This window comes from Microbacterium hatanonis, assembly GCF_008017415.1.
Lineage (GTDB): Bacteria > Actinomycetota > Actinomycetes > Actinomycetales > Microbacteriaceae > Microbacterium > Microbacterium hatanonis.
On the sequence record NZ_VRSV01000001.1, the window covers coordinates 1,623,968 to 1,640,727 of the forward strand.

Consider the following 16,760-nt stretch of genomic DNA (forward strand, 5'->3'; position numbering starts at 1 on the left):
GTCAGACCTCCACCTCCGTTCCCTGGTTCTGCGTAGTCGACTCGCCGGAGAGCGGAGCGAGATCGCTCGGGCTGGACAGCGTCCCGCGCACGGCTGTCGCCGCCGCGACCAGCGGCGAGACGAGGTGCGTCCGCCCGCCCTTGCCCTGGCGCCCTTCGAAGTTGCGGTTCGATGTGGATGCGCAACGCTCACCGGGTGCGAGCTGATCGGGGTTCATGCCCAGGCACATCGAGCAACCGGCGAACCGCCACTCGGCCCCGAAGTCGATGAAGATCTTGTCGAGCCCCTCGGCCTCGGCTTCGAGACGGACGCGGGCGGAGCCGGGAACAACCATGACCCGAACGCCGTCGGCCTTCGTCCGGCCCTCGATCACCGATGCGAAAGCGCGGAGATCTTCGATGCGGCTGTTGGTGCAGGAGCCCATGAAGACCGCGTCGACCGCGACCTCCTTGAGCGGCATGCCCGGCGTCAGGTCCATGTACTCGATCGCGCGCTCTGCCGCTGCTCGTTCGTTCGCGTCGGTGTACTGCGACGGGGTCGGCACGACATCGCTGAGCGAGACCCCCTGGCCGGGGTTCGTGCCCCAGGTCACGAAGGGCTCGAGCTCGTTGGCGTCGAGGAACACCTCGGCGTCGTAGACCGCGCCCTCGTCGCTCGGCAGCGTGCGCCAGTAGGCCACCGCGTCGTCCCAGTCCTGCCCCGTGGGCGCGTGGTCACGCCCGCGCACGTACTCGAACGTGATGTCGTCGGGCGCGACCATTCCGGCGCGGGCACCCGCCTCGATCGACATGTTGCACATCGTCATGCGCCCCTCCATCGAGAGGGCGCGGATCGCGCTGCCGCGGAACTCGAGCACGTAGCCCTGTCCGCCGTTCGTGCCGATCTTGGCGATGACCGCGAGGATGATGTCTTTCGCGGTGACTCCGGGCTTGAGTTCGCCCTCCACCGTGATGGCCATCGTCTTGAACGGCTTCAGCGGCAGCGTCTGCGTCGCGAGCACGTGCTCGACCTCGCTCGTGCCGATGCCGAAGGCCATCGCGCCGAACGCACCGTGGGTCGACGTGTGAGAGTCGCCGCAGACGACCGTCACGCCCGGCATGGTCAGTCCGAGCTGCGGGCCGACGACGTGGACGATCCCCTGCTCGGCGTCGCCGAGCGAGTGGATGCGCACGCCGAACTCGGCGGCGTTGCGCCGCAGGGTCTCGATCTGGGTGCGACTCGTCAGGTCGGCGATCGGCTTGTCGATGTCGAGCGTCGGGGTGTTGTGGTCCTCGGTCGCGATCGTCAGATCGAGACGGCGGACCGGTCGGCCTTCCGTGCGCAGGCCGTCGAAGGCCTGCGGGCTGGTCACCTCGTGCACCAGGTGGAGGTCGATGTAGATGAGATCGGGCTCGCCGTTCTCGCCTTTGACCACCAAGTGGTCGTCCCAGACCTTCTCGGCCAGGGTGCGCGGACGATCGGGCACGACGATGTCGTCGAAGGATGCTGTGCTCATGAACTCTGTCGTTCTCCTCGGGTGGGGATTTCGGCCCGCGATGAACTCCGCGACGAGAGAGGCCTAGATGAACGAGGTCTCGCCGCGGCCGCTAAGAAGGAGACGAGCGATCCGCACGGCGCCAGGATACCACCGCCCGACGACCGCCCGCGGAATCGACCCCCTTCGATTCTCAGTAGGCACGACACGGACGATGTGTCAAGGTCTCCTCGCGAAACTCCCACCGCTTCTACAGTGAGGCACGCGTACGAAGACACGACCGGTGTCCGCAGGTGACCGCCACCAGCGCCGGTCAACGCAGCTTCTCACCCGGAAGCCGCGTCGCTCGTATTCAGTGAAAGGACATCTCGCCATGGGCTTCCTCGGATTCCTCCTCCTCGGCCTCATCGCCGGCGCCATCGCCAAACTGATCCTCCCCGGCAAGCAGGGTGGCGGCTGGCTCGTCACGCTGCTCCTCGGCGTCGTGGGCGCGCTCCTCGGCGGATGGATCGGCAGCGCCATCTTCGGTGTCGGTGTCGACAGCTTCTTCGAGATCAGCAGCTGGCTGCTGGCTATCGGCGGTTCGATCATCGTTCTGCTGATCTACGGCCTCATCGTGGGACGCCGCAAGGCCTGACCACCCGGTCCGCACGAAGGAGTCGCCCCCTCGGGGGCGGCTCCTTCGTGGTTTCCCGTAACAAGACGCCCCAGACTTTCGCGGGGAGGCATGGCACGTGTCAGCCTGTTCCGATGACCAGGCAGGAGAGCGACGCATGACCGAGTCGACCGGATTCACCACGCGCCAGGTGCACATCGCAGACGAGACGGTATCGGCGGAGCCTCGCGCTCTCCCCATCTATCTGACCGCCGGTTTCCGATTCACCGACGTCGAGCACTCCGCCGACCACTTCGGCACGGGGGCCGGCTTCGGCTACTCGCGCACCGGCAACCCCACGGTCGACGCCGTGGAGCGCCGCCTGGCATCGCTCGAGGGCGGCGACCAGGCCATCCTCGTCGCCAGCGGGCAGGCCGCCGTCGTCTGCGCTCTGCTGTCCCTGCTGAGCTCCGGAGATCACCTCGTCGCCGCGACGCAGATCTACGAAGGCACGCGCGGCGCGATCATCCACAACCTCGAGCGTCTCGGCATCGAGACGACCTTCGTCGACGCGACCTCGATCGACGAGTGGCGGGCCGCGATCAGGCCGAACACGAAGGCGTTCTTCGCCGAATCGCTCTCCAATGCGCGCAACGATGTGCTCGACGTCGCGGCGGTGTCGGGCATCGGCGATGAGCGGGGAATCCCGCTGATCGTCGACAGCACCTTCACCACCCCGTACCTCCTCCGTCCGATCGAGCACGGAGCGGCCGTCGTCGTCCACTCGGCGAGCAAGTTCCTCGCCGGTCAGGGGTCGGTCCTCGGCGGTGTGATCGTCGACGACGGTCGGTTCGACGCGGCGAAGTCCGGTCACCTCTACCCCCACCTGACCACGGCAGACCGGCTCGGCGGCCCGAGCTACGCCGAGAAGTACGGCCGGCGCGCGCGCGGGCAGTACATCCGCGAGAGCGTCGTGCCGCGCCTCGGTCCCACGCCCTCGCCGCTCAATGCCTTCTTCATCGGGCAGGGCATCGAGACCCTCAGCCTGCGCGTCGAGCGCCAGAGCGCGAACGCCCTCGCCGTGGCGGAATGGCTCGCCGCCCGACCGGAGGTCGTCGGAGTGGACTACGTCGGTCTGCCGTCGCATCCGCATCACGCGCTCGCCGAGCGCTACCTGCCCCGCGGCAGCGGATCGGTGTTCACCTTCACCCTCGCCGGCGGCAAGGCGGCGGCCAGCCACATCGCCGAGTCCGTCGAGATCATCACGCACATGACGCATCTCGGCGACGTGCGATCGCTGATCCTGCACCCGGCCAGCACGAGTCACGCGGGGCGCACGGAGGCCGAGCGCGAGGAGGCCGGCGTCTTCCCCGGCACGCTCCGCGTCTCAATCGGGATCGAGGACGTCGACGACCTGCTGCGCGACCTGGGGCGGGCATTCGACAGCCTGCCGGCCTCGACGCCGCAGCGCGAGGTGGTCGTGCTGTGACGAAGCTGCAGCACTTCGGATGGTTCCTCGCGCGGGGCTTCGGCCCGCACGGGTGGGGCCATCCCTACCTCGACTGGAACTACCGGTGGACGAACCCCGACCTCTACCAGGAGTCGGCGCGCGCACTCGAGCAGGCCGGATTCGATCTCGTCATCATCGAGGACGCTCCGTCGCTCGGAAGCGCCGACACGATCGACCTCCGCGTCCGTCACGCCTTCGGCGGACCCAAGCTCGACCCCCTGCTGCTCGCGCCGTACCTGTTCGCCGCCACTCGGCATCTCGGTATCGCGCCGACGGTGAACCCGGCGGCCTACCTGCCGTATACGGCAGCCCGCCAGTTCGCGACGCTGCAGCACCTCAGCGGTCACCGCCTCGGTCTGAACGTCGTCACCGACACCGGTAGCGCACGTCATTTCGGCACCGCTGCCCAGCTCGGCCACGACGCCGCCTACGACCGCGCCGAGGAGTGGCTCGCCGGCATCCGCGATCTCTGGCGCAGCTGGGACGACGGCGCTCTCCTCGAGGACACCGCGACCGGTCGGTACGCAGACGGCACGCGGCTGCGCACCGTGCGGCACCGTGGAGAGCACTTCGGTTTCGACGGACCGCTCAACGCCGTGCCCTTCACCGACGGCGAACCCTCGATCGTCTCCCCCGGCGGCTCCGGCCGCGGTCTGGGCTTCGCCGGAGCAAACTCCGACGTGCAGCTCGCGCTGGCTCCTCTCGACGAGGCCAGCATCACGGCCTACCGCGGTCGCATCCACGATGCCGCGCGTGCCGCCGGCCGGAGCCCTGACGACATCAAGGTGCTCTTCGCGATCCAGCCCGTGATCGTCTCCTCGCCGGAGGAGGCCGACCGGCTGGTCGCGGCATCCGCTCATCCCGATGAGGCCGCTCTCACCCTCATCGCTCAGCGCCAGTCGAGCGATCTCGAGACCGATCTCACCGCTTTGGACCTCGACAAGCCTCTCGACGTCGGGATCTTCGGCGACCACGTCTCGCAGGGCAGCATCCGTCGCCTGATCGGTGGGCACGATGCGTCCGCTCCCCTCCGTCAGGTGCTGGCCGCGCACGCACGGCTGGGGCGCCTGTCGGACGGGTCGGGATTCGTCGGCACGGCCGCTGAGCTCGCCGACCGCATCGAGGAGCTCGGCACGTGGGGCAACGACGGTGTGCTCCTCTGGGGCGACCTGCACCCCGTCACGGTGCACCGCATGCTCGACGAGCTCGTCCCGATCCTTCGACGCCGCGGGATCCTCCGCTCCGAGTACACCGGCGGCGGTCTCGCGTCGAACCTCGCCGCGTTCTAGCGCGACACCCGCCGGGGTCAGCGCGGGGTGTCGCCGGGCGCCGGGGGCTGCTCCACCGTGGCGGGCGTGCCCTTCTCGTCGGCGACCGCGGCGGCGGCATCGACCGGCGTCTCCTGCGCCTTCTCACGCGAGGAGGCGATCAAGCTGGCGATCGTGGCGACGGCCATCGACAGCACGATCACGGCGAGCGAGACCCACGTGGAGATCTCCGGCGCCCACTCGATGTGCTCTCCGCCGTTGATGAACGGCAGTTCGTTCACGTGCATCGCGTGCAGCACGAGCTTCACGCCGATGAAGGCCAGGATGAAGGCGATCCCGTAGTGCAGGTACCGGAGCCTGTCGAGCAGATCGCCGAGCAGGAAGTAGAGCTGGCGCAACCCCATCAGGGCGAAGATGTTCGCGGTGAAGACGATGAACGGGCTCGTCGTGATGCCGAAGATGGCGGGGATCGAGTCGATGGCGAACAGCAGATCGGTCACGCCGATCGCGACGAACACGATGATCATCGGCGTGAACATCTTCTTGCCGTCCACGACGGTGCGCACCTTGGCGCCGTCGTAGTCGTCGCTGATGTTCACGGTGCGTCGGATGAGGCGCACGATGAAGTTCTCGCGCTTGGCCTCGTCGTCGTGCGCGTCGTCGCCGGGGAAGGCCTGGCGGATCGCCGTGTACACGAGGAAGGCGCCGAAGACGTAGAAGATCGGGCTGAAGTTCTCGATGACGGTCGAGCCGACGAGGATGAACGCGCCGCGCAGCAGGAGCGCGATGATGATGCCGACCATCAGCACCTCCTGCTGGTACCGACGCGGTACGGAGAACTGCGACATGATCAGCACGAAGACGAACAGGTTGTCGATCGAGAGACTGTATTCCGTCAACCAGCCGGCGACGAACTGTCCGGCGAACTCGCCACCCGCGACGATCCACATGATGCCCGCGAAGATGAGCGCGAGAGTGACGTAGAACACCACCCAGAGGGTGGACTCGCGCGTGGACGGGATGTGCGGGCGTTTCAGGATGATCAGCAGGTCCGCGACGAGGATCAGCGTCAGCACGACGAGCGAGCCGATCTCGAAAGCGAGCGGAAGTTCCAGGTCCATGACGGCCTTTCGAAGCGGGGGGTGTGACGGAGGCCGAAAGTCTTGCCGGGCGAGTCTACCGCCGTGGCGAAATGGTCTGAGACGATCCCGCCCGAGGCGACACCTGTAGGTGAGAGACAATGCACCGAAGGCTCACGGATGCTTCGGGGACGGGATGCTGATGATCGACTCGATCGACGATGCCACGCTCATGGCGCGCGCCGCCGGCGGGTCGGAGTTGGCGTTCCGGACGCTGTACCGCACCCACGCGCGTCCGGTCTACTGGATCGCGCATCGGCTGCTCGGCAACGCGACCGACGCCGAGGACGTCACCCAGGAGACGTTCGTCGTCGCGTGGCGGAAGCTTCCGACCTTTCACCTCGAAGGGTCGTCGGCTCTTCCGTGGCTCGCGACCATCTGTCGCCTGCAGGCATCGAACCGGCTGCGGTCGCGCACCCGCGATCGGGCGCGCACGACGGAGGTGCACGACGGCATCCCCGACACAGTCGATGTCGAGAAGCAGGTGATCGACTCGGCGACCGTCGAAGCGATCCTGCGAGAAGTGACGGCGCTGAGCCCCCTCGACCGCGAGATCTTCCGGTTGTGCACCGAAGAGGGCTACGGCTACCAAGCTGCCGCCGACCATCTCGGGGTCGCGCACGGAGTGGTCCGCAATCGTCTCTCCCGCATCCGCACCCGGGTGCGCGGCGCCGTGACCGAGACGGAGAGCTCATGAACACCACTCCCCCCACCGAATTCGCCCTGCCCGATCTCCCCGACGAGCGGGTCGAGGCCATGGAGAAGCTCGTCTTCGCGCGCATCGGTCGCGAGCGGAAGATGCAGTCGGACCGGCGGACGGTTCGACGCCGATGGTGGGCGGGCGCAGCGGCTGCGGCGGCCGTGGTGGTCGTCGCAGCGGTGATCGCGCCCTACATCTCGGTGGGCACCACCGGGACGAGCAGCGCGGGGTCGAGCGCCGCCGATGCCCCGGCCGTCGTCCCCGGACGCAGCGTCCCGGGCACCATCGAGGAGGGATCGGTCTCGCTCGACGGTTCGGCCGTTGACGCAGCGGAGTCGGGCTCGGCCGCCGCAGACGGCGCGCGGGAGATCGCGACGACCGCCTCGGCGAGCATCGTCGTCGACGACGTGGCGAACGCCGCCCGCGCCATCGGTGATGATGCGGAGGCACGGGGAGGCTACGTCGAGACGGCGAGCATCGACTCCGCCACGAGCGCGCGCGAGTCGTCCGGGGGCGCCTCCGACACGATGGTCGCGCCGTACCCCTCCCCCGTCGACGGCGGCTGGATCAGCGTTCGCGTGCCGTCGGATCAGCTGACGGACGCCGTAGCGGCGCTCGACGCCCTCGGCGAGGTCACCTCGTCGAGCATCGGGCGGCAGGACGTCACCGACCAGGCGATCGATCTGCGGGCGCGTGTCGCCGCATCCGAGGCCTCGGTCGCGCGCCTCACGGAACTCATCGGCCAAGCCCAGTCGGTTGCCGATCTCATCGCCGCCGAGTCGGCGCTCGCGGATCGTCAGGCGACGCTGGACTCCGATCGCCAGCAGCTGGAGTCTCTGGAGAACCAGGTGTCGCTGTCGACGCTGACGGTGCAGTTGACCCCGGTCACGCCGACAGTCACGGCCGATCCCGCCGGCTTCGGCGACGGCATCGCCGCAGGGTGGAACGGACTCGTCGCCACCCTCAACGGCATCGTGGTGGCGATCGGATTCCTGCTGCCGTGGATCGTGGTCGTCGGTGTGGCGGCGATCCTGGTCTGGGGTGTCGTGAAGCTCGTGCGCGGCGCACGCGCACGCAAGGGCGCTGCTCAGGACAGGACGAACGAGTGACCTTCGCGCCGGATCCGGCGTGAGCTCAGGCGGCCCACCCGCACATACCGCACTCGCCGGTCGCTGTGACCTCGACGAAGCAGTTCGGACAGGTCTCGCGCTGCTTCTCGACGACCGGCTCCCGACGGGCGGCGGGCGCTCGACGTTCGCGATTCGGTGCGGGCCGCGAACGGCCCACCGTCTCGGTCACGGGAGCCGCGAAGACCGGACGGTGGTCGGCGCAGTAGAAGCGGACGAAACCCCCGTGATCGTTCGGATGGCGGTGCTTCACGACCCAGAGCTCGGTGCGCGGCTTCGGTTCGGCCGCTGAGCCGCACGTGAAGCATCGGGTCGGCTCGCCCGGGGCGACGTCCGCGACGATCATCGGCGTCTCGAACGGGATGCCGTCACGCCAGTCGGCTGACGAGACCACTCTCATGGGGTGTCCCTTCGTTGCGAGATGCGCGTGCGGGTGAACGCGGGTCTCTCCTACCGAGGCTAGTCGACCAGCACCGGGGCGGGCGGCAGACCTGTCAACCCGGGGCCCAGGCGGGGAGGACGCTCGTAGCGTCGCACCCATGAACTCCGACAACGAGACGCGTCCGACCACCGAGACCCCGGGCCTCACCGATCCCGAATCAGTGCGCAAGGACCGCACGTACAGCCCGGGAAGCGACACCGAGACCCAGCAGAAGCAGGGCGAGACGCTCTCGGACAACGTCGACTCCGACATCGATCCCGACCAGGTCGAGGTCGCCCCGGGTACGGGAGGCCCCGACGACGTCGGTGAGATCGAGGTCGACCCCGACGATCTGAACCTGCCCTGGAAGTCCTGAAGACCCCCCATGGGAGGATCGGTGCATGCCTCGCGCCGTTCAGCTGATCAGATCCTCCGCCCTCTCGAACGTCGCCGAGTACGCGTACGCGGCCACGGCCCCGAAGGACGCACGGCTGATCTTCCTCGCCGGAGCGTGCCCGCTCGACGCCGAGGGCGCGACCGTCGGACGCGGTGATGTCGCCGCGCAGGCCGAGGCGTGCGTCGAGACGATGAAGCTCGCGTTGGAGGCCTCCGGCGCCACGATGAACGACGTGATCAGCACCCGCGTCCTGGTCGCCTCCACACGCCAGAGCGATCTGATCGCGGCATGGGAGGTCGTGCGCGACGCCTTCGGAGAGCACGACGTGCCGAGCACGCTGCTCGGAGTCACCGTGCTCGGGTACGCCGACCAGCTCGTCGAGATCGAATCGGTCGCCGCAGTTCTCGACGCGGAAGCGCCGTCGTGACCCGTTCGTTCTCGATCGAGACGACGACGCAGCACCCCGCAGAATCATTGTTCGATCTCTCGCTGGGTATCGACGCTCACGTGGGTTCCATGCGGCGATCGGGAGAGACCGTCGTCGCAGGCACCGCGCACGGACGGATCGGACTCGGCGAATCGGTGACCTGGCGCGCTCGTCACTTCGGGATCTGGTTCCGCCTCACGACGAAGATCACCGTGCTCGAAAGGCCGCGACGCTTCGTCGATGAGCAGACCGACGGACCGTTTCGCAGGTTCCGACACGAGCATACTTTCCGTGACGGCCCGGAAGGCGGCACGGTGATGGAAGACAGAATCACCCTGGCCTCCCCCGTTCTGGGGTTCGTCCTCGAACGGCCGGTTCTCGTGCCGTATCTACGACGGTTGATCGAGAAGCGCAACCAGTTCTTGCTCGACGCTCTCGACGCGCGCGCCGGCCGTGACTGATCCGTCCTCGGTCGTGTGGCCCGCCGTCGACACGGCTTTCCGTCGCTCGGAGGTGTCGTCCGTCGTCGGGAGAGGCGACGACGTCTGGATACGCGCGTCGGCGGATCTTCTGCATTGGCGCGTCAAGACGCGGAGCGGCTTCGCCGTGGTGGGTCCGGCGCCGGTCTCCGTCGGAGATCGGCCTCTCATCCGCGTTCGTCTCCTGGGTATCAGCGTGGTCGAGCCGGTCGAGGTCGTTCACGTGGTGATGGAGCGGGACCGCGTCGGCTTCGCGTACCGCACCCTCCCCGGGCACCCCGTGCGCGGTGAGGAGGCGTTCATCGTGGATCGCGACGACGACGGCGTGGTCAGCATCACCGTGCGATCCCTCACCGCGCGCTCCGACGTGGCGGGCTGGCGTGCGGTGCATCCGATCCTGCGCGTGGCGCAACGGATCGCTCGTCGTCGATACCTTCGCGCACTGTCCTGACGCGGCGGAGCCGATCGGGACGCTCGTCAACCCCCGCGCGGGTAGCGGCAGACGCGGCGTAGGTTCGTGAACCCCGACAGAGGAGACAACGATGACGACCAACTCCCTTCCCCCGATCGTGCCCGGCCCTGGCGACGCCGAGTCGAATGCGACGAAAGAGGTCGATGGCGACGAGGTGCTCGACGCAGACGCGAACGACGATCTGATCGACAGCGCCGACGCCGACCGGCTCGCCACGGAGCCCGACGCGTGACGCGTCCTGACAGGACAGGAGAGCGGACACGATGAGCGAGACGACCCCTCGACGCGATGCAGACGACGCGCACGCAGACGACGGCCCGCCGACCGATGCACTCACCGACGAGGTGAAAGCCGACTCTGCGGAGAGCGTGGTCACCGAGACCGACGACGCCGAGTCGGTCGACGATGCGGACGGCCAGTCGACAGCGAGCGCGGAGGAGCCCACCGACTGAACGGCGCGCGGAGCCTCGGGCGGTGGTCCCGACCCGCGGTGCGGCGTCTCATCCAGCTACGTCGCCAAACGAAAAATGCCCGTCCACTCGGACGGGCATTTTCGTGTTGTGACCCCAGCGGGATTCGAACCCGCGTTACCGCCGTGAGAGGGCGGCGTACTAGGCCGCTATACGATGGGGCCGTTGCGACAACCGTTCAATTATGCCACGGCGACGACGACTCGGCCAAATCGAGCCGAGGCCGCCTCCGGAGGTTGCCGTCGGAGGTGCGGGCGAGTTGACTCGCACCATGCGAGTGACGAAGTACGAACATGCCGCCCTCCGACTCGAGGTCGCGGGCAAGGCCCTCCTGATCGATCCCGGCGCCTTCACCAGTCCGCTCGACGACCTGCAGAACGTCGTCGGTGTCGTCATCACCCACGAGCACCCCGATCATTGGACGGCCGATCACCTCGACCGCATCCTCAGAGCCGTGCCCGGAGTGCCCGTCTACGCGCCCGAAGGAGTTGCGAAGGCCGCTGCGGGCTTCGACATCACGGTCGTGCATCCCGGCGACACCGTGGCCCTCGATCCGTTCTCACTCGAGTTCTTCGGCGGAACCCACGAGGTCATCCACTCCTCGATCCCCACCGTCGACAACGTCGGGGTTCTCGTCAATGGGGACTTCTACTACCCGGGCGACTCCTATGCCCTGCCGAAGGGGCATGACATCGCCCTCCTCGCCGCACCGCTCGGGGCTCCGTGGCTCAAGGTCGGCGACGCCATGGACTTCGTGCTCGCGGTCAAACCCCGCCGTGCGTTCGGCACCCACGACATGACCGTGTCGCAGATCGGCCGCGACATGCACCGTGCGCGTCTCACGTGGGCGGTCGAGGAGAACGGCGGGGAGTTCGTCTCGCTCGATCCCGGCGACTCGACCGACCTCTGACGCTGCGGCGCCGACGCCTCTGGGCGTGATCGCCCGACACCAGCTCAGGATGGATTTCTACCGCCGCCCGCGCAGCCGCGTGGTTCCGAGACGCGCGAGGTCGGCTGATGACATTCGTCCTGAGTTCGGGTGGATCGGGCGGCGGTACATGTCCCCACGGTGCCCGTCAGACCTCGGGAAGGTCCGCCGATGCCACCACCCCGGTGCGGGAGTCACGGATTTCGAGACGCACCACGTCCTCCCGCAGCACCGCCGCGTTGACGCTGCAGTGGATCGGCACATCCGAGCCCAGCATCGCACCCGCCGAGAACTCGGTGCCGTCCGACCCCAAGAGCACGACGGCGTAGGTCACCCCGACATCGAGCCCGGTGGCATCGAGGATGGCCTCGGTGCCCCATGTGTGCGCGACCAGGTCGGCATCGATGGCCGCTCCCGACGGCTCGTCGCGCACATCGATGGTCTCGAGCGCGCCGAGGGTTCCGGGTGGCCCGGTCGGCGCTGAGCCCGCAGGCGGAAGTGCCACGCCGACGGCGAGCCCGACCGCGAGGCAGGCGGCCCCGACGGCGGGCAGGATCCACCGCGTCCGGCGCGACTCCCGGACGGGAGCGAGGTCGATGGGAACGGCGTCAGGGATCGCCGCGACCCGGTCGCGAAGCGCATCATCCGGCGCGACCTCCTGCCACGTCATCCCGTCGAAGTCGGCGGTCAGCCGCCGAAGCTCGGCGATCTCGCCGTCGATCCACGGATGCTGCGCACGGAGTGCATCGAGCTCGCGCTTCTCGTCGGGCGACAACTCGCCGGCCACGGCCGCAGCGATCAACTCGGCGGCGCGGTCATCAGGACTGTGCATCGGGTTCCTCCGATCCTTCGAGGTGGCCGCGGAGGGCCCGGAGCGCGTGGAAGGCGCGTGTGCGCAGAGTCGCGACGGGCGTCCCCGTCGCATCCGCGAGCTCTTGATACGAACGCCCGTCGAGGTGCACCGCGACGACCACCTCACGGTGGGCCTCGGTCAGCCGGGAGAGCCCCTCGACGATGCGGAGGCGCTCGAGCGGATCACGGTCGGACGACGGTTGCTGCTCGAGCAGGGCATCCGACCCTATTCGCCCGAGGCGCGCGCGTGCCCGGAGAGCGTCGGTCACGACGTTCCTCGCGATCGCGAACAGCCAGGTGCGCTCGCTCGCTCGCCGGGGGTCGAACCGGTCTCGCGATCGCCACGCGCGGAGGAAGGTCTCCTGCACGCAATCCTCCGCGAGGGCGCGGTCGCGCAACGCGTTGACGGCGAAGCCGAGGAGCACCGATCCGTGGTCGTCGAACGCCCGCGACGTATCGAAGTCGATCGGCTGCTCCATCACGCCCCCCGCGCGCATCTCGACGACTGCCGCCACGGGCTCACGCTCCTCACAGGCTAGACGACCGCACCTCTGGCCGAGGTCCTGCGAGTGATACCGCGACCTGCGCCGCCGCGTTCATCCGGGAGGAAAGAAATGTCCGTCCGACGTGAACGCACGCGCCGTCCGCCACGTATCCCCCTCCAACGGAGGCATCCCGCGTCCGCGTCGAAAGGTCGAGACATGTCGAACAACACACTCCCCCGCACGATCGCGCTCGGTGCCGTCGCCGCCGTCGGCCTCGTGGCCCTCGGATCGCCGGCGCACGCCGAGACCGAGGTGGCCGAGCCCTCGTCGTTCACGAGCGCTTTCACCGTGATGGCCACTCCCGACCAGGTCATCAACAACGACGGCGTCGTCACTCCGGGCCAGGAGGGCGCGACCGGTTCGTTCACGTTCCGCATCAACAGCGATGAAGAGATCATCTGCTACGACATCACCCTCAATGGCGTGTCGGGCGACTACCAGAGCCCCGCCAAGACGGCGACGCACATCCACGAGGCCGCGGTCGGCAAGCCCGGCCCGCCGCGCATCGCCTTCCCCAACCCCGCGCCGGTCGGCGACGGCCCCCGCACGAGCTCCGGCTGCCTGCAGGGCCCCTTCACCACGGGCATCGTCACCGACGGCGTCGACAGCGGCGAGGGCTTCACGCTCGCCGAGATCGAGGCGAACCCCGCCGGATTCACCGGCGACTCGCACACGGTGGACTTCGCCGCGGGCGTCGTCCGCGGACAGCTGTCGGCCGTGCCGGTCGGCGGAGTCAGCACCGGTGCCGGCGGTACCGCGACGTCGAGTGTCGACGCTCTCGGTCTGACGCTCGCCGGTGCCGGCGTGGTGGGGCTCCTCGCGGCCCTGGGCGTCACCTCGCGGCGTCGTCTTCACGCGAGCGCGTGATCACGGCCCCTTCCCGGATCACCGAGCGCCGCCGTGTCCGCACGGCGGCGCTCGGCCCCTTGTGCGCCGCAGCTCTCGCGACCGCTCTCGTGCTCAGCGGCTGCTCGTCTGCGCCTCGCGCAGAATCCACTCCGTCGCAGCCGACCATCGCCGAGCCCACGGGCGCACCTGAGGTGTCTGAGGCGCCGCCGTCCCCCGAGACCGTCGAGGCGCTCGCGCCCGCGAGCGTGCGCATTCCCGCGATCGAGCTCGACGAGCCCCTGATCGACCTCGGCATCACCGCCGAGGGCGACATGGAGGTGCCGGAGGACTTCGACGACGTGGGCTGGTTCACCGGCGGGGGCCGCCCCGGAGGCCGAGGCCCCACGGTGATCGCCGCCCACGTCGACTCCCCCACCGGCCCGGCCGTCTTCCTCCGCCTCGAGGAGCTGGTGCCCGGCGACATCGTGGAGGTCGCCGATACGGGGGGAACGGTCTTCTCCTACGTCGTCACCGAGGTGGCCGACTACCCGAAGGCGGCGTTCCCCACCAGCCGTGTCTTCGGCGCGGTCGCCGACGACGAACTCCGACTCATCACGTGCGGAGGGGTCTTCGACACGGCGGCGGCCTCCTATGTCGACAACCGCGTGGTCTACGCCGAGCGCGCCGCCTGACCCCGGAAACGACGGATGCTGCGGGCCCTCGCGGGTCCGCAGCATCCGATCGATTCGTCCTACTGGGCGTCGAGGTCGGTCTCGAGCAGGGTCACCAGCTCGTCGAGCGCCTGGTCGGCGCCTTCGCCCTCGGCCTTGAGCGTCACCACGGTTCCCTTGGCAGCGCCGAGGCCCATGAGCGACAGGATGCTGCCGGCGTTCAGGTCGGCGCCACCGGCGACGGCGATCGTCACGGGGATCTTCTTCTCCTGGACCGCCTGCACGAAGAGCTTCGCGGGTCGCGCGTGCAGTCCGGAGCTGCTGGCGATGGTGGCCTGACGTTCTGCCATGGTGGTTCCTTCCGATGGGTGTATATCGATCATGCCGGAACGGCGGCGAGTTCCGGCGCTTCGGCGTCCTTCAGCTCCTTGCGGCCGACCCACTTCTTCAGCGCCACCACGATCAGAGCCGACACCACCGTGCCCGCGACGATCGAGATGAGGAAGCCCCAGATCGGGTTGATCGCGAAGAACACGAAGAGCCCGCCATGGGGGGCGTACGACTGCACCGAGAAGGCCATGCTGAGCGCGCCCGTGACAGCGCCGCCCACCATCGAGGCGGGGATGACGCGCAGCGGATCTGCGGCGGCGAACGGGATCGCACCCTCGCTGATGAACGACGCACCGAGCAGCCACGCCGCAACGCCGTTCTCGCGCTCGACAGGGGTGAACTCCTTGCGCGCGAGAACCGTGGAGGCGAGAGCCATGGCGAGCGGGGGCACCATACCTGCCGACATGACAGCCGCCATGATCAGGTACGGGGCGGTGTTGTCCACCGTGGCGGCGGCGAGTCCGGCCGTCGCGAAGGCGTAGGCGACCTTGTTGACCGGTCCGCCGAGGTCGAAGCACATCATGAGCCCGAGGATGACTCCGAGGAGCACGGCGCCGACGCCGCTCTGCGACATCGAGGTGAGCCAGTCGGTCAGCACGGTCATGAGCGCGGCGATCGGGCGACCGAGGAAGAGCACCATGAGTCCCGAGGCGAAGATCGATCCGAGGAGCGGGATGATCACGACGGGCATGAGCCCCCGCAGGAAGCGAGGCGCATTCAGGCGGCCGAGCCACCAGGCGATGAAACCGGCGAGCAGACCGCCGATGATGCCGCCGATGAAACCGGCGTTCATCAGCACGGCGACCGCACCCGCGACGAATCCGGGGGCGATACCCGGGCGGTCGGCGATCGCGAACGCGATGTAACCGGCGAGGGCGGAGACGAGGAAGCCCATCGACGTCGCACCGATCATGAACGCCACCGAGCCGAGGTACTGCCCGAGGGGTCCGAGCGGCGAGGTGATGTCGGTCGTCGGCAGGTCCCACAACGAGTTCTGGGTGATGACCGTCGCGGCGTTCGTGGTGACCTCGAAGCCGCCGAGCAGGAAGCCGAGCGCGATGAGCAGACCGCCGCCCGCGACGAACGGGATCATGTAGCTCACACCGGTGAGCAGGATGCGCTGGATGCGCGCACCCCACGACACCGGGGCGGTATCGGCTGCGGAGGTCGTCGCCTCGCCCGTCACGCGCGCGGCGTTCGGGTTCTTCGACGCGGCGATCGCTTCGGCGATGAGCTGCTTGGGCTGCTCGATGCCTCGCTTCACTCCGGAGCGCACGACCGGCTTACCGGCGAAACGCTGCGGTTCGCGCACGTCGACGTCCGTGGCGAAGATGACCGCATCGGCGTTGTCGATGACGCTCTGCGGGAGGGCCTTGTAGCCGCTGGAACCCTGCGGCTCGACGATCAGGTCGACGCCCTCCTCCTTGCCCGCCGCCGTCAGAGCGTCGGCCGCCATGAAGGTGTGCGCGATGCCCGTGGCGCACGCGGTCACCGCGACGATCCGGGCCGGCGTGGATCCCGTCGACGACGTCTGCGTGCGCGCTTCCGCGCGGGTCGCCGCCGGTGCGGGCTCGACCGCCGGGGCGGGCGCGGGCTCGATCGCGGCGCTCACGATACCGACGGCTTCCTCGGGCGTGGACGCCGACCGCAGGCCCGCCATGAAGTCGGGGTTCATGAGGCTCCGAGCCAGCTGCGACAGCACGGCGAGGTGCGCCTCGTCGGCCCCCGCGGGGGCGGCGATGAGGAACACGATGTCGGCCGGGCCGTCGGGGGCGCCGAAGTCGACCCCGGGCTTCAGCCGCGCGAAGGCGAGCGTGGGCTCGGTCACCGACGCGCTGCGCGCGTGGGGAATGCCGATGCCGCCGGGGAGACCGGTCTCGTCCTTCTCCTCGCGCGCCCAGGCGTCGGCGAAGAGCTCGTCGGCGTCACGCGCCCGGCCGTTCGCGACGACCCGTTCGGCGAGGGCCCGGATGACGTCGGCTTTGCCGTCGCCCAGCGGCTCGTCGAGGCTGACGAGCTCAGGTGTGATGATGCGGGACATGTCATGACCTCCGTGGTCAGGGGTGG

The 16,760-nt window shown here is 68.9% G+C and carries 21 protein-coding genes and 1 tRNA gene; 14 read left to right on the forward strand and 8 right to left on the reverse strand.

Annotated features, from left to right (window positions below; translation table 11 throughout):
- Position 1: 1 nt before the first annotated feature.
- On the reverse strand, positions 2-1,495 hold the full coding sequence (gene leuC / locus FVP77_RS07830; RefSeq protein ID WP_147893969.1) for a 3-isopropylmalate dehydratase large subunit: 1,494 nt from the start codon (positions 1,493-1,495) through the stop codon (positions 2-4).
- A gap of 352 nt (positions 1,496-1,847) precedes the next feature.
- Between leuC and FVP77_RS07835 the strand changes: the two genes are divergently transcribed.
- The 3 genes from FVP77_RS07835 to FVP77_RS07845 all read left to right on the forward strand — a co-directional run bounded on the left by FVP77_RS07835 (position 1,848) and on the right by FVP77_RS07845 (position 4,868).
- The gene (locus FVP77_RS07835; protein ID WP_121149225.1) at positions 1,848-2,111 is read left to right on the forward strand and encodes a GlsB/YeaQ/YmgE family stress response membrane protein; all 264 of its coding nucleotides are present in this window, start codon (positions 1,848-1,850) and stop codon (positions 2,109-2,111) included.
- A gap of 136 nt (positions 2,112-2,247) precedes the next feature.
- Complete coding sequence (locus FVP77_RS07840) at positions 2,248-3,558, forward strand: O-acetylhomoserine aminocarboxypropyltransferase/cysteine synthase family protein (protein ID WP_147893970.1); 1,311 nt, start codon at positions 2,248-2,250, stop codon at positions 3,556-3,558.
- On the forward strand, positions 3,555-4,868 hold the full coding sequence (locus FVP77_RS07845; RefSeq protein WP_147893971.1) for an LLM class flavin-dependent oxidoreductase: 1,314 nt from the start codon (positions 3,555-3,557) through the stop codon (positions 4,866-4,868). Before FVP77_RS07840 ends, FVP77_RS07845 begins: the two co-directional genes overlap by 4 nt.
- 17 nt (positions 4,869-4,885) lie before the next feature.
- Here the strand turns inward: FVP77_RS07845 and FVP77_RS07850 are convergent, their stop codons facing one another.
- Positions 4,886-5,968 carry a TerC family protein gene (locus FVP77_RS07850; protein ID WP_147893972.1) on the reverse strand — a complete coding sequence of 361 codons (1,083 nt, stop codon included), beginning with the start codon at positions 5,966-5,968 and terminating at the stop codon, positions 4,886-4,888.
- A gap of 160 nt (positions 5,969-6,128) precedes the next feature.
- Between FVP77_RS07850 and FVP77_RS07855 the strand changes: the two genes are divergently transcribed.
- Together FVP77_RS07855 and FVP77_RS07860 are read left to right on the forward strand one after the other, a co-directional pair.
- Positions 6,129-6,683, forward strand: coding sequence for an RNA polymerase sigma factor (locus FVP77_RS07855; protein WP_147893973.1), 555 nt, complete (start codon positions 6,129-6,131; stop codon positions 6,681-6,683).
- The gene (locus FVP77_RS07860; protein ID WP_147893974.1) at positions 6,680-7,795 is read left to right on the forward strand and encodes a DUF4349 domain-containing protein; all 1,116 of its coding nucleotides are present in this window, start codon (positions 6,680-6,682) and stop codon (positions 7,793-7,795) included. Before FVP77_RS07855 ends, FVP77_RS07860 begins: the two co-directional genes overlap by 4 nt.
- Positions 7,796-7,820: 25 nt before the next feature.
- Here the strand turns inward: FVP77_RS07860 and FVP77_RS07865 are convergent, their stop codons facing one another.
- Entirely contained in the window at positions 7,821-8,213 is a 393-nt protein-coding gene (locus tag FVP77_RS07865) for a glucose-6-phosphate dehydrogenase (RefSeq protein WP_147893975.1), read from the reverse strand.
- A gap of 139 nt (positions 8,214-8,352) precedes the next feature.
- On the opposite strand from FVP77_RS07865, the gene FVP77_RS07870 reads away from it, so the two are divergent.
- The 6 genes from FVP77_RS07870 (at position 8,353) to FVP77_RS07895 (ending at position 10,461) form a co-directional block, all read left to right on the forward strand.
- Positions 8,353-8,610, forward strand: a complete 258-nt coding sequence (locus FVP77_RS07870; protein WP_246134012.1) for a hypothetical protein — start codon at positions 8,353-8,355, stop codon at positions 8,608-8,610.
- Between the two features lie 25 nt (positions 8,611-8,635).
- Positions 8,636-9,058, forward strand: a complete 423-nt coding sequence (locus FVP77_RS07875; RefSeq protein ID WP_147893976.1) for a RidA family protein — start codon at positions 8,636-8,638, stop codon at positions 9,056-9,058.
- Between the two features lie 155 nt (positions 9,059-9,213).
- Positions 9,214-9,519, forward strand: coding sequence for an SRPBCC family protein (locus tag FVP77_RS07880; protein ID WP_342779738.1), 306 nt, complete (start codon positions 9,214-9,216; stop codon positions 9,517-9,519).
- Positions 9,512-9,988: a DUF1990 family protein gene (locus FVP77_RS07885; RefSeq protein ID WP_147893978.1), complete on the forward strand. Its 477-nt coding sequence runs from the start codon at positions 9,512-9,514 to the stop codon at positions 9,986-9,988. Before FVP77_RS07880 ends, FVP77_RS07885 begins: the two co-directional genes overlap by 8 nt.
- A gap of 91 nt (positions 9,989-10,079) precedes the next feature.
- Positions 10,080-10,241, forward strand: coding sequence for a hypothetical protein (locus tag FVP77_RS07890; protein WP_187266852.1), 162 nt, complete (start codon positions 10,080-10,082; stop codon positions 10,239-10,241).
- Positions 10,242-10,272: 31 nt separating this feature from the next.
- On the forward strand, positions 10,273-10,461 hold the full coding sequence (locus FVP77_RS07895) for a hypothetical protein (protein ID WP_147893980.1): 189 nt from the start codon (positions 10,273-10,275) through the stop codon (positions 10,459-10,461).
- A 109-nt stretch (positions 10,462-10,570) separates the two neighbouring features.
- Here FVP77_RS07895 and FVP77_RS07900 read toward each other — a convergent pair.
- A tRNA-Glu gene (locus tag FVP77_RS07900) sits at positions 10,571-10,643 on the reverse strand.
- Positions 10,644-10,750: 107 nt separating this feature from the next.
- Here FVP77_RS07900 and FVP77_RS07905 point away from each other — a divergent pair.
- Entirely contained in the window at positions 10,751-11,389 is a 639-nt protein-coding gene (locus FVP77_RS07905) for an MBL fold metallo-hydrolase (protein ID WP_147893981.1), read from the forward strand.
- 166 nt (positions 11,390-11,555) lie between these two features.
- Here FVP77_RS07905 and FVP77_RS07910 read toward each other — a convergent pair whose 3' ends face one another.
- Both FVP77_RS07910 and FVP77_RS07915 read right to left on the reverse strand, forming a co-directional pair.
- Positions 11,556-12,239, reverse strand: a complete 684-nt coding sequence (locus tag FVP77_RS07910; protein WP_147893982.1) for an anti-sigma factor family protein — start codon at positions 12,237-12,239, stop codon at positions 11,556-11,558.
- Positions 12,226-12,774 (reverse strand): RNA polymerase sigma factor, encoded by a 549-nt coding sequence (locus tag FVP77_RS07915; protein WP_246134013.1) that lies wholly within the window; start codon positions 12,772-12,774, stop codon positions 12,226-12,228. The genes FVP77_RS07910 and FVP77_RS07915 overlap by 14 nt, the downstream gene beginning before the upstream one ends.
- 186 nt (positions 12,775-12,960) lie before the next feature.
- Here FVP77_RS07915 and FVP77_RS07920 point away from each other — a divergent pair, with 186 nt between their 5' ends.
- Together FVP77_RS07920 and FVP77_RS07925 are read left to right on the forward strand one after the other, a co-directional pair.
- The gene (locus tag FVP77_RS07920; RefSeq protein ID WP_147893983.1) at positions 12,961-13,671 is read left to right on the forward strand and encodes a CHRD domain-containing protein; all 711 of its coding nucleotides are present in this window, start codon (positions 12,961-12,963) and stop codon (positions 13,669-13,671) included.
- Positions 13,668-14,324: a class F sortase gene (locus FVP77_RS07925; protein ID WP_246134014.1), complete on the forward strand. Its 657-nt coding sequence runs from the start codon at positions 13,668-13,670 to the stop codon at positions 14,322-14,324. The genes FVP77_RS07920 and FVP77_RS07925 overlap by 4 nt, the downstream gene beginning before the upstream one ends.
- Before the next feature lie 59 nt (positions 14,325-14,383).
- On the opposite strand, the gene FVP77_RS07930 is transcribed toward FVP77_RS07925, so the two are convergent.
- Together FVP77_RS07930 and FVP77_RS07935 are read right to left on the reverse strand one after the other, a co-directional pair.
- On the reverse strand, positions 14,384-14,653 hold the full coding sequence (locus FVP77_RS07930) for an HPr family phosphocarrier protein (RefSeq protein ID WP_116646326.1): 270 nt from the start codon (positions 14,651-14,653) through the stop codon (positions 14,384-14,386).
- A 29-nt stretch (positions 14,654-14,682) separates the two neighbouring features.
- The gene (locus FVP77_RS07935) at positions 14,683-16,734 is read right to left on the reverse strand and encodes a PTS fructose transporter subunit IIABC (RefSeq protein ID WP_147893984.1); all 2,052 of its coding nucleotides are present in this window, start codon (positions 16,732-16,734) and stop codon (positions 14,683-14,685) included.
- Positions 16,735-16,760: the final 26 nt, after the last annotated feature.

What these genes read in the sequence shown, in the direction of transcription:
- leuC (WP_147893969.1), bottom strand. Translation starts at nt 1,495, where the DNA reads ATGAGCACAGCATCCTTCGACGACATCGTCGTGCCCGATCGTCCGCGC.
- FVP77_RS07840 (WP_147893970.1), top strand. Translation starts at nt 2,248, where the DNA reads ATGACCGAGTCGACCGGATTCACCACGCGCCAGGTGCACATCGCAGAC.
- FVP77_RS07875 (WP_147893976.1), top strand. Translation starts at nt 8,636, where the DNA reads ATGCCTCGCGCCGTTCAGCTGATCAGATCCTCCGCCCTCTCGAACGTC.
- FVP77_RS07910 (WP_147893982.1), bottom strand. Translation starts at nt 12,239, where the DNA reads ATGCACAGTCCTGATGACCGCGCCGCCGAGTTGATCGCTGCGGCCGTG.
- FVP77_RS07935 (WP_147893984.1), bottom strand. Translation starts at nt 16,734, where the DNA reads ATGTCCCGCATCATCACACCTGAGCTCGTCAGCCTCGACGAGCCGCTG.
- FVP77_RS07870 (WP_246134012.1), top strand. Translation starts at nt 8,353, where the DNA reads ATGAACTCCGACAACGAGACGCGTCCGACCACCGAGACCCCGGGCCTC.
- FVP77_RS07860 (WP_147893974.1), top strand. Translation starts at nt 6,680, where the DNA reads ATGAACACCACTCCCCCCACCGAATTCGCCCTGCCCGATCTCCCCGAC.
- FVP77_RS07930 (WP_116646326.1), bottom strand. Translation starts at nt 14,653, where the DNA reads ATGGCAGAACGTCAGGCCACCATCGCCAGCAGCTCCGGACTGCACGCG.
- FVP77_RS07890 (WP_187266852.1), top strand. Translation starts at nt 10,080, where the DNA reads ATGACGACCAACTCCCTTCCCCCGATCGTGCCCGGCCCTGGCGACGCC.
- FVP77_RS07895 (WP_147893980.1), top strand. Translation starts at nt 10,273, where the DNA reads ATGAGCGAGACGACCCCTCGACGCGATGCAGACGACGCGCACGCAGAC.
- FVP77_RS07920 (WP_147893983.1), top strand. Translation starts at nt 12,961, where the DNA reads ATGTCGAACAACACACTCCCCCGCACGATCGCGCTCGGTGCCGTCGCC.
- FVP77_RS07865 (WP_147893975.1), bottom strand. Translation starts at nt 8,213, where the DNA reads ATGAGAGTGGTCTCGTCAGCCGACTGGCGTGACGGCATCCCGTTCGAG.
- FVP77_RS07850 (WP_147893972.1), bottom strand. Translation starts at nt 5,968, where the DNA reads ATGGACCTGGAACTTCCGCTCGCTTTCGAGATCGGCTCGCTCGTCGTG.
- FVP77_RS07905 (WP_147893981.1), top strand. Translation starts at nt 10,751, where the DNA reads ATGCGAGTGACGAAGTACGAACATGCCGCCCTCCGACTCGAGGTCGCG.
- FVP77_RS07855 (WP_147893973.1), top strand. Translation starts at nt 6,129, where the DNA reads ATGATCGACTCGATCGACGATGCCACGCTCATGGCGCGCGCCGCCGGC.
- FVP77_RS07835 (WP_121149225.1), top strand. Translation starts at nt 1,848, where the DNA reads ATGGGCTTCCTCGGATTCCTCCTCCTCGGCCTCATCGCCGGCGCCATC.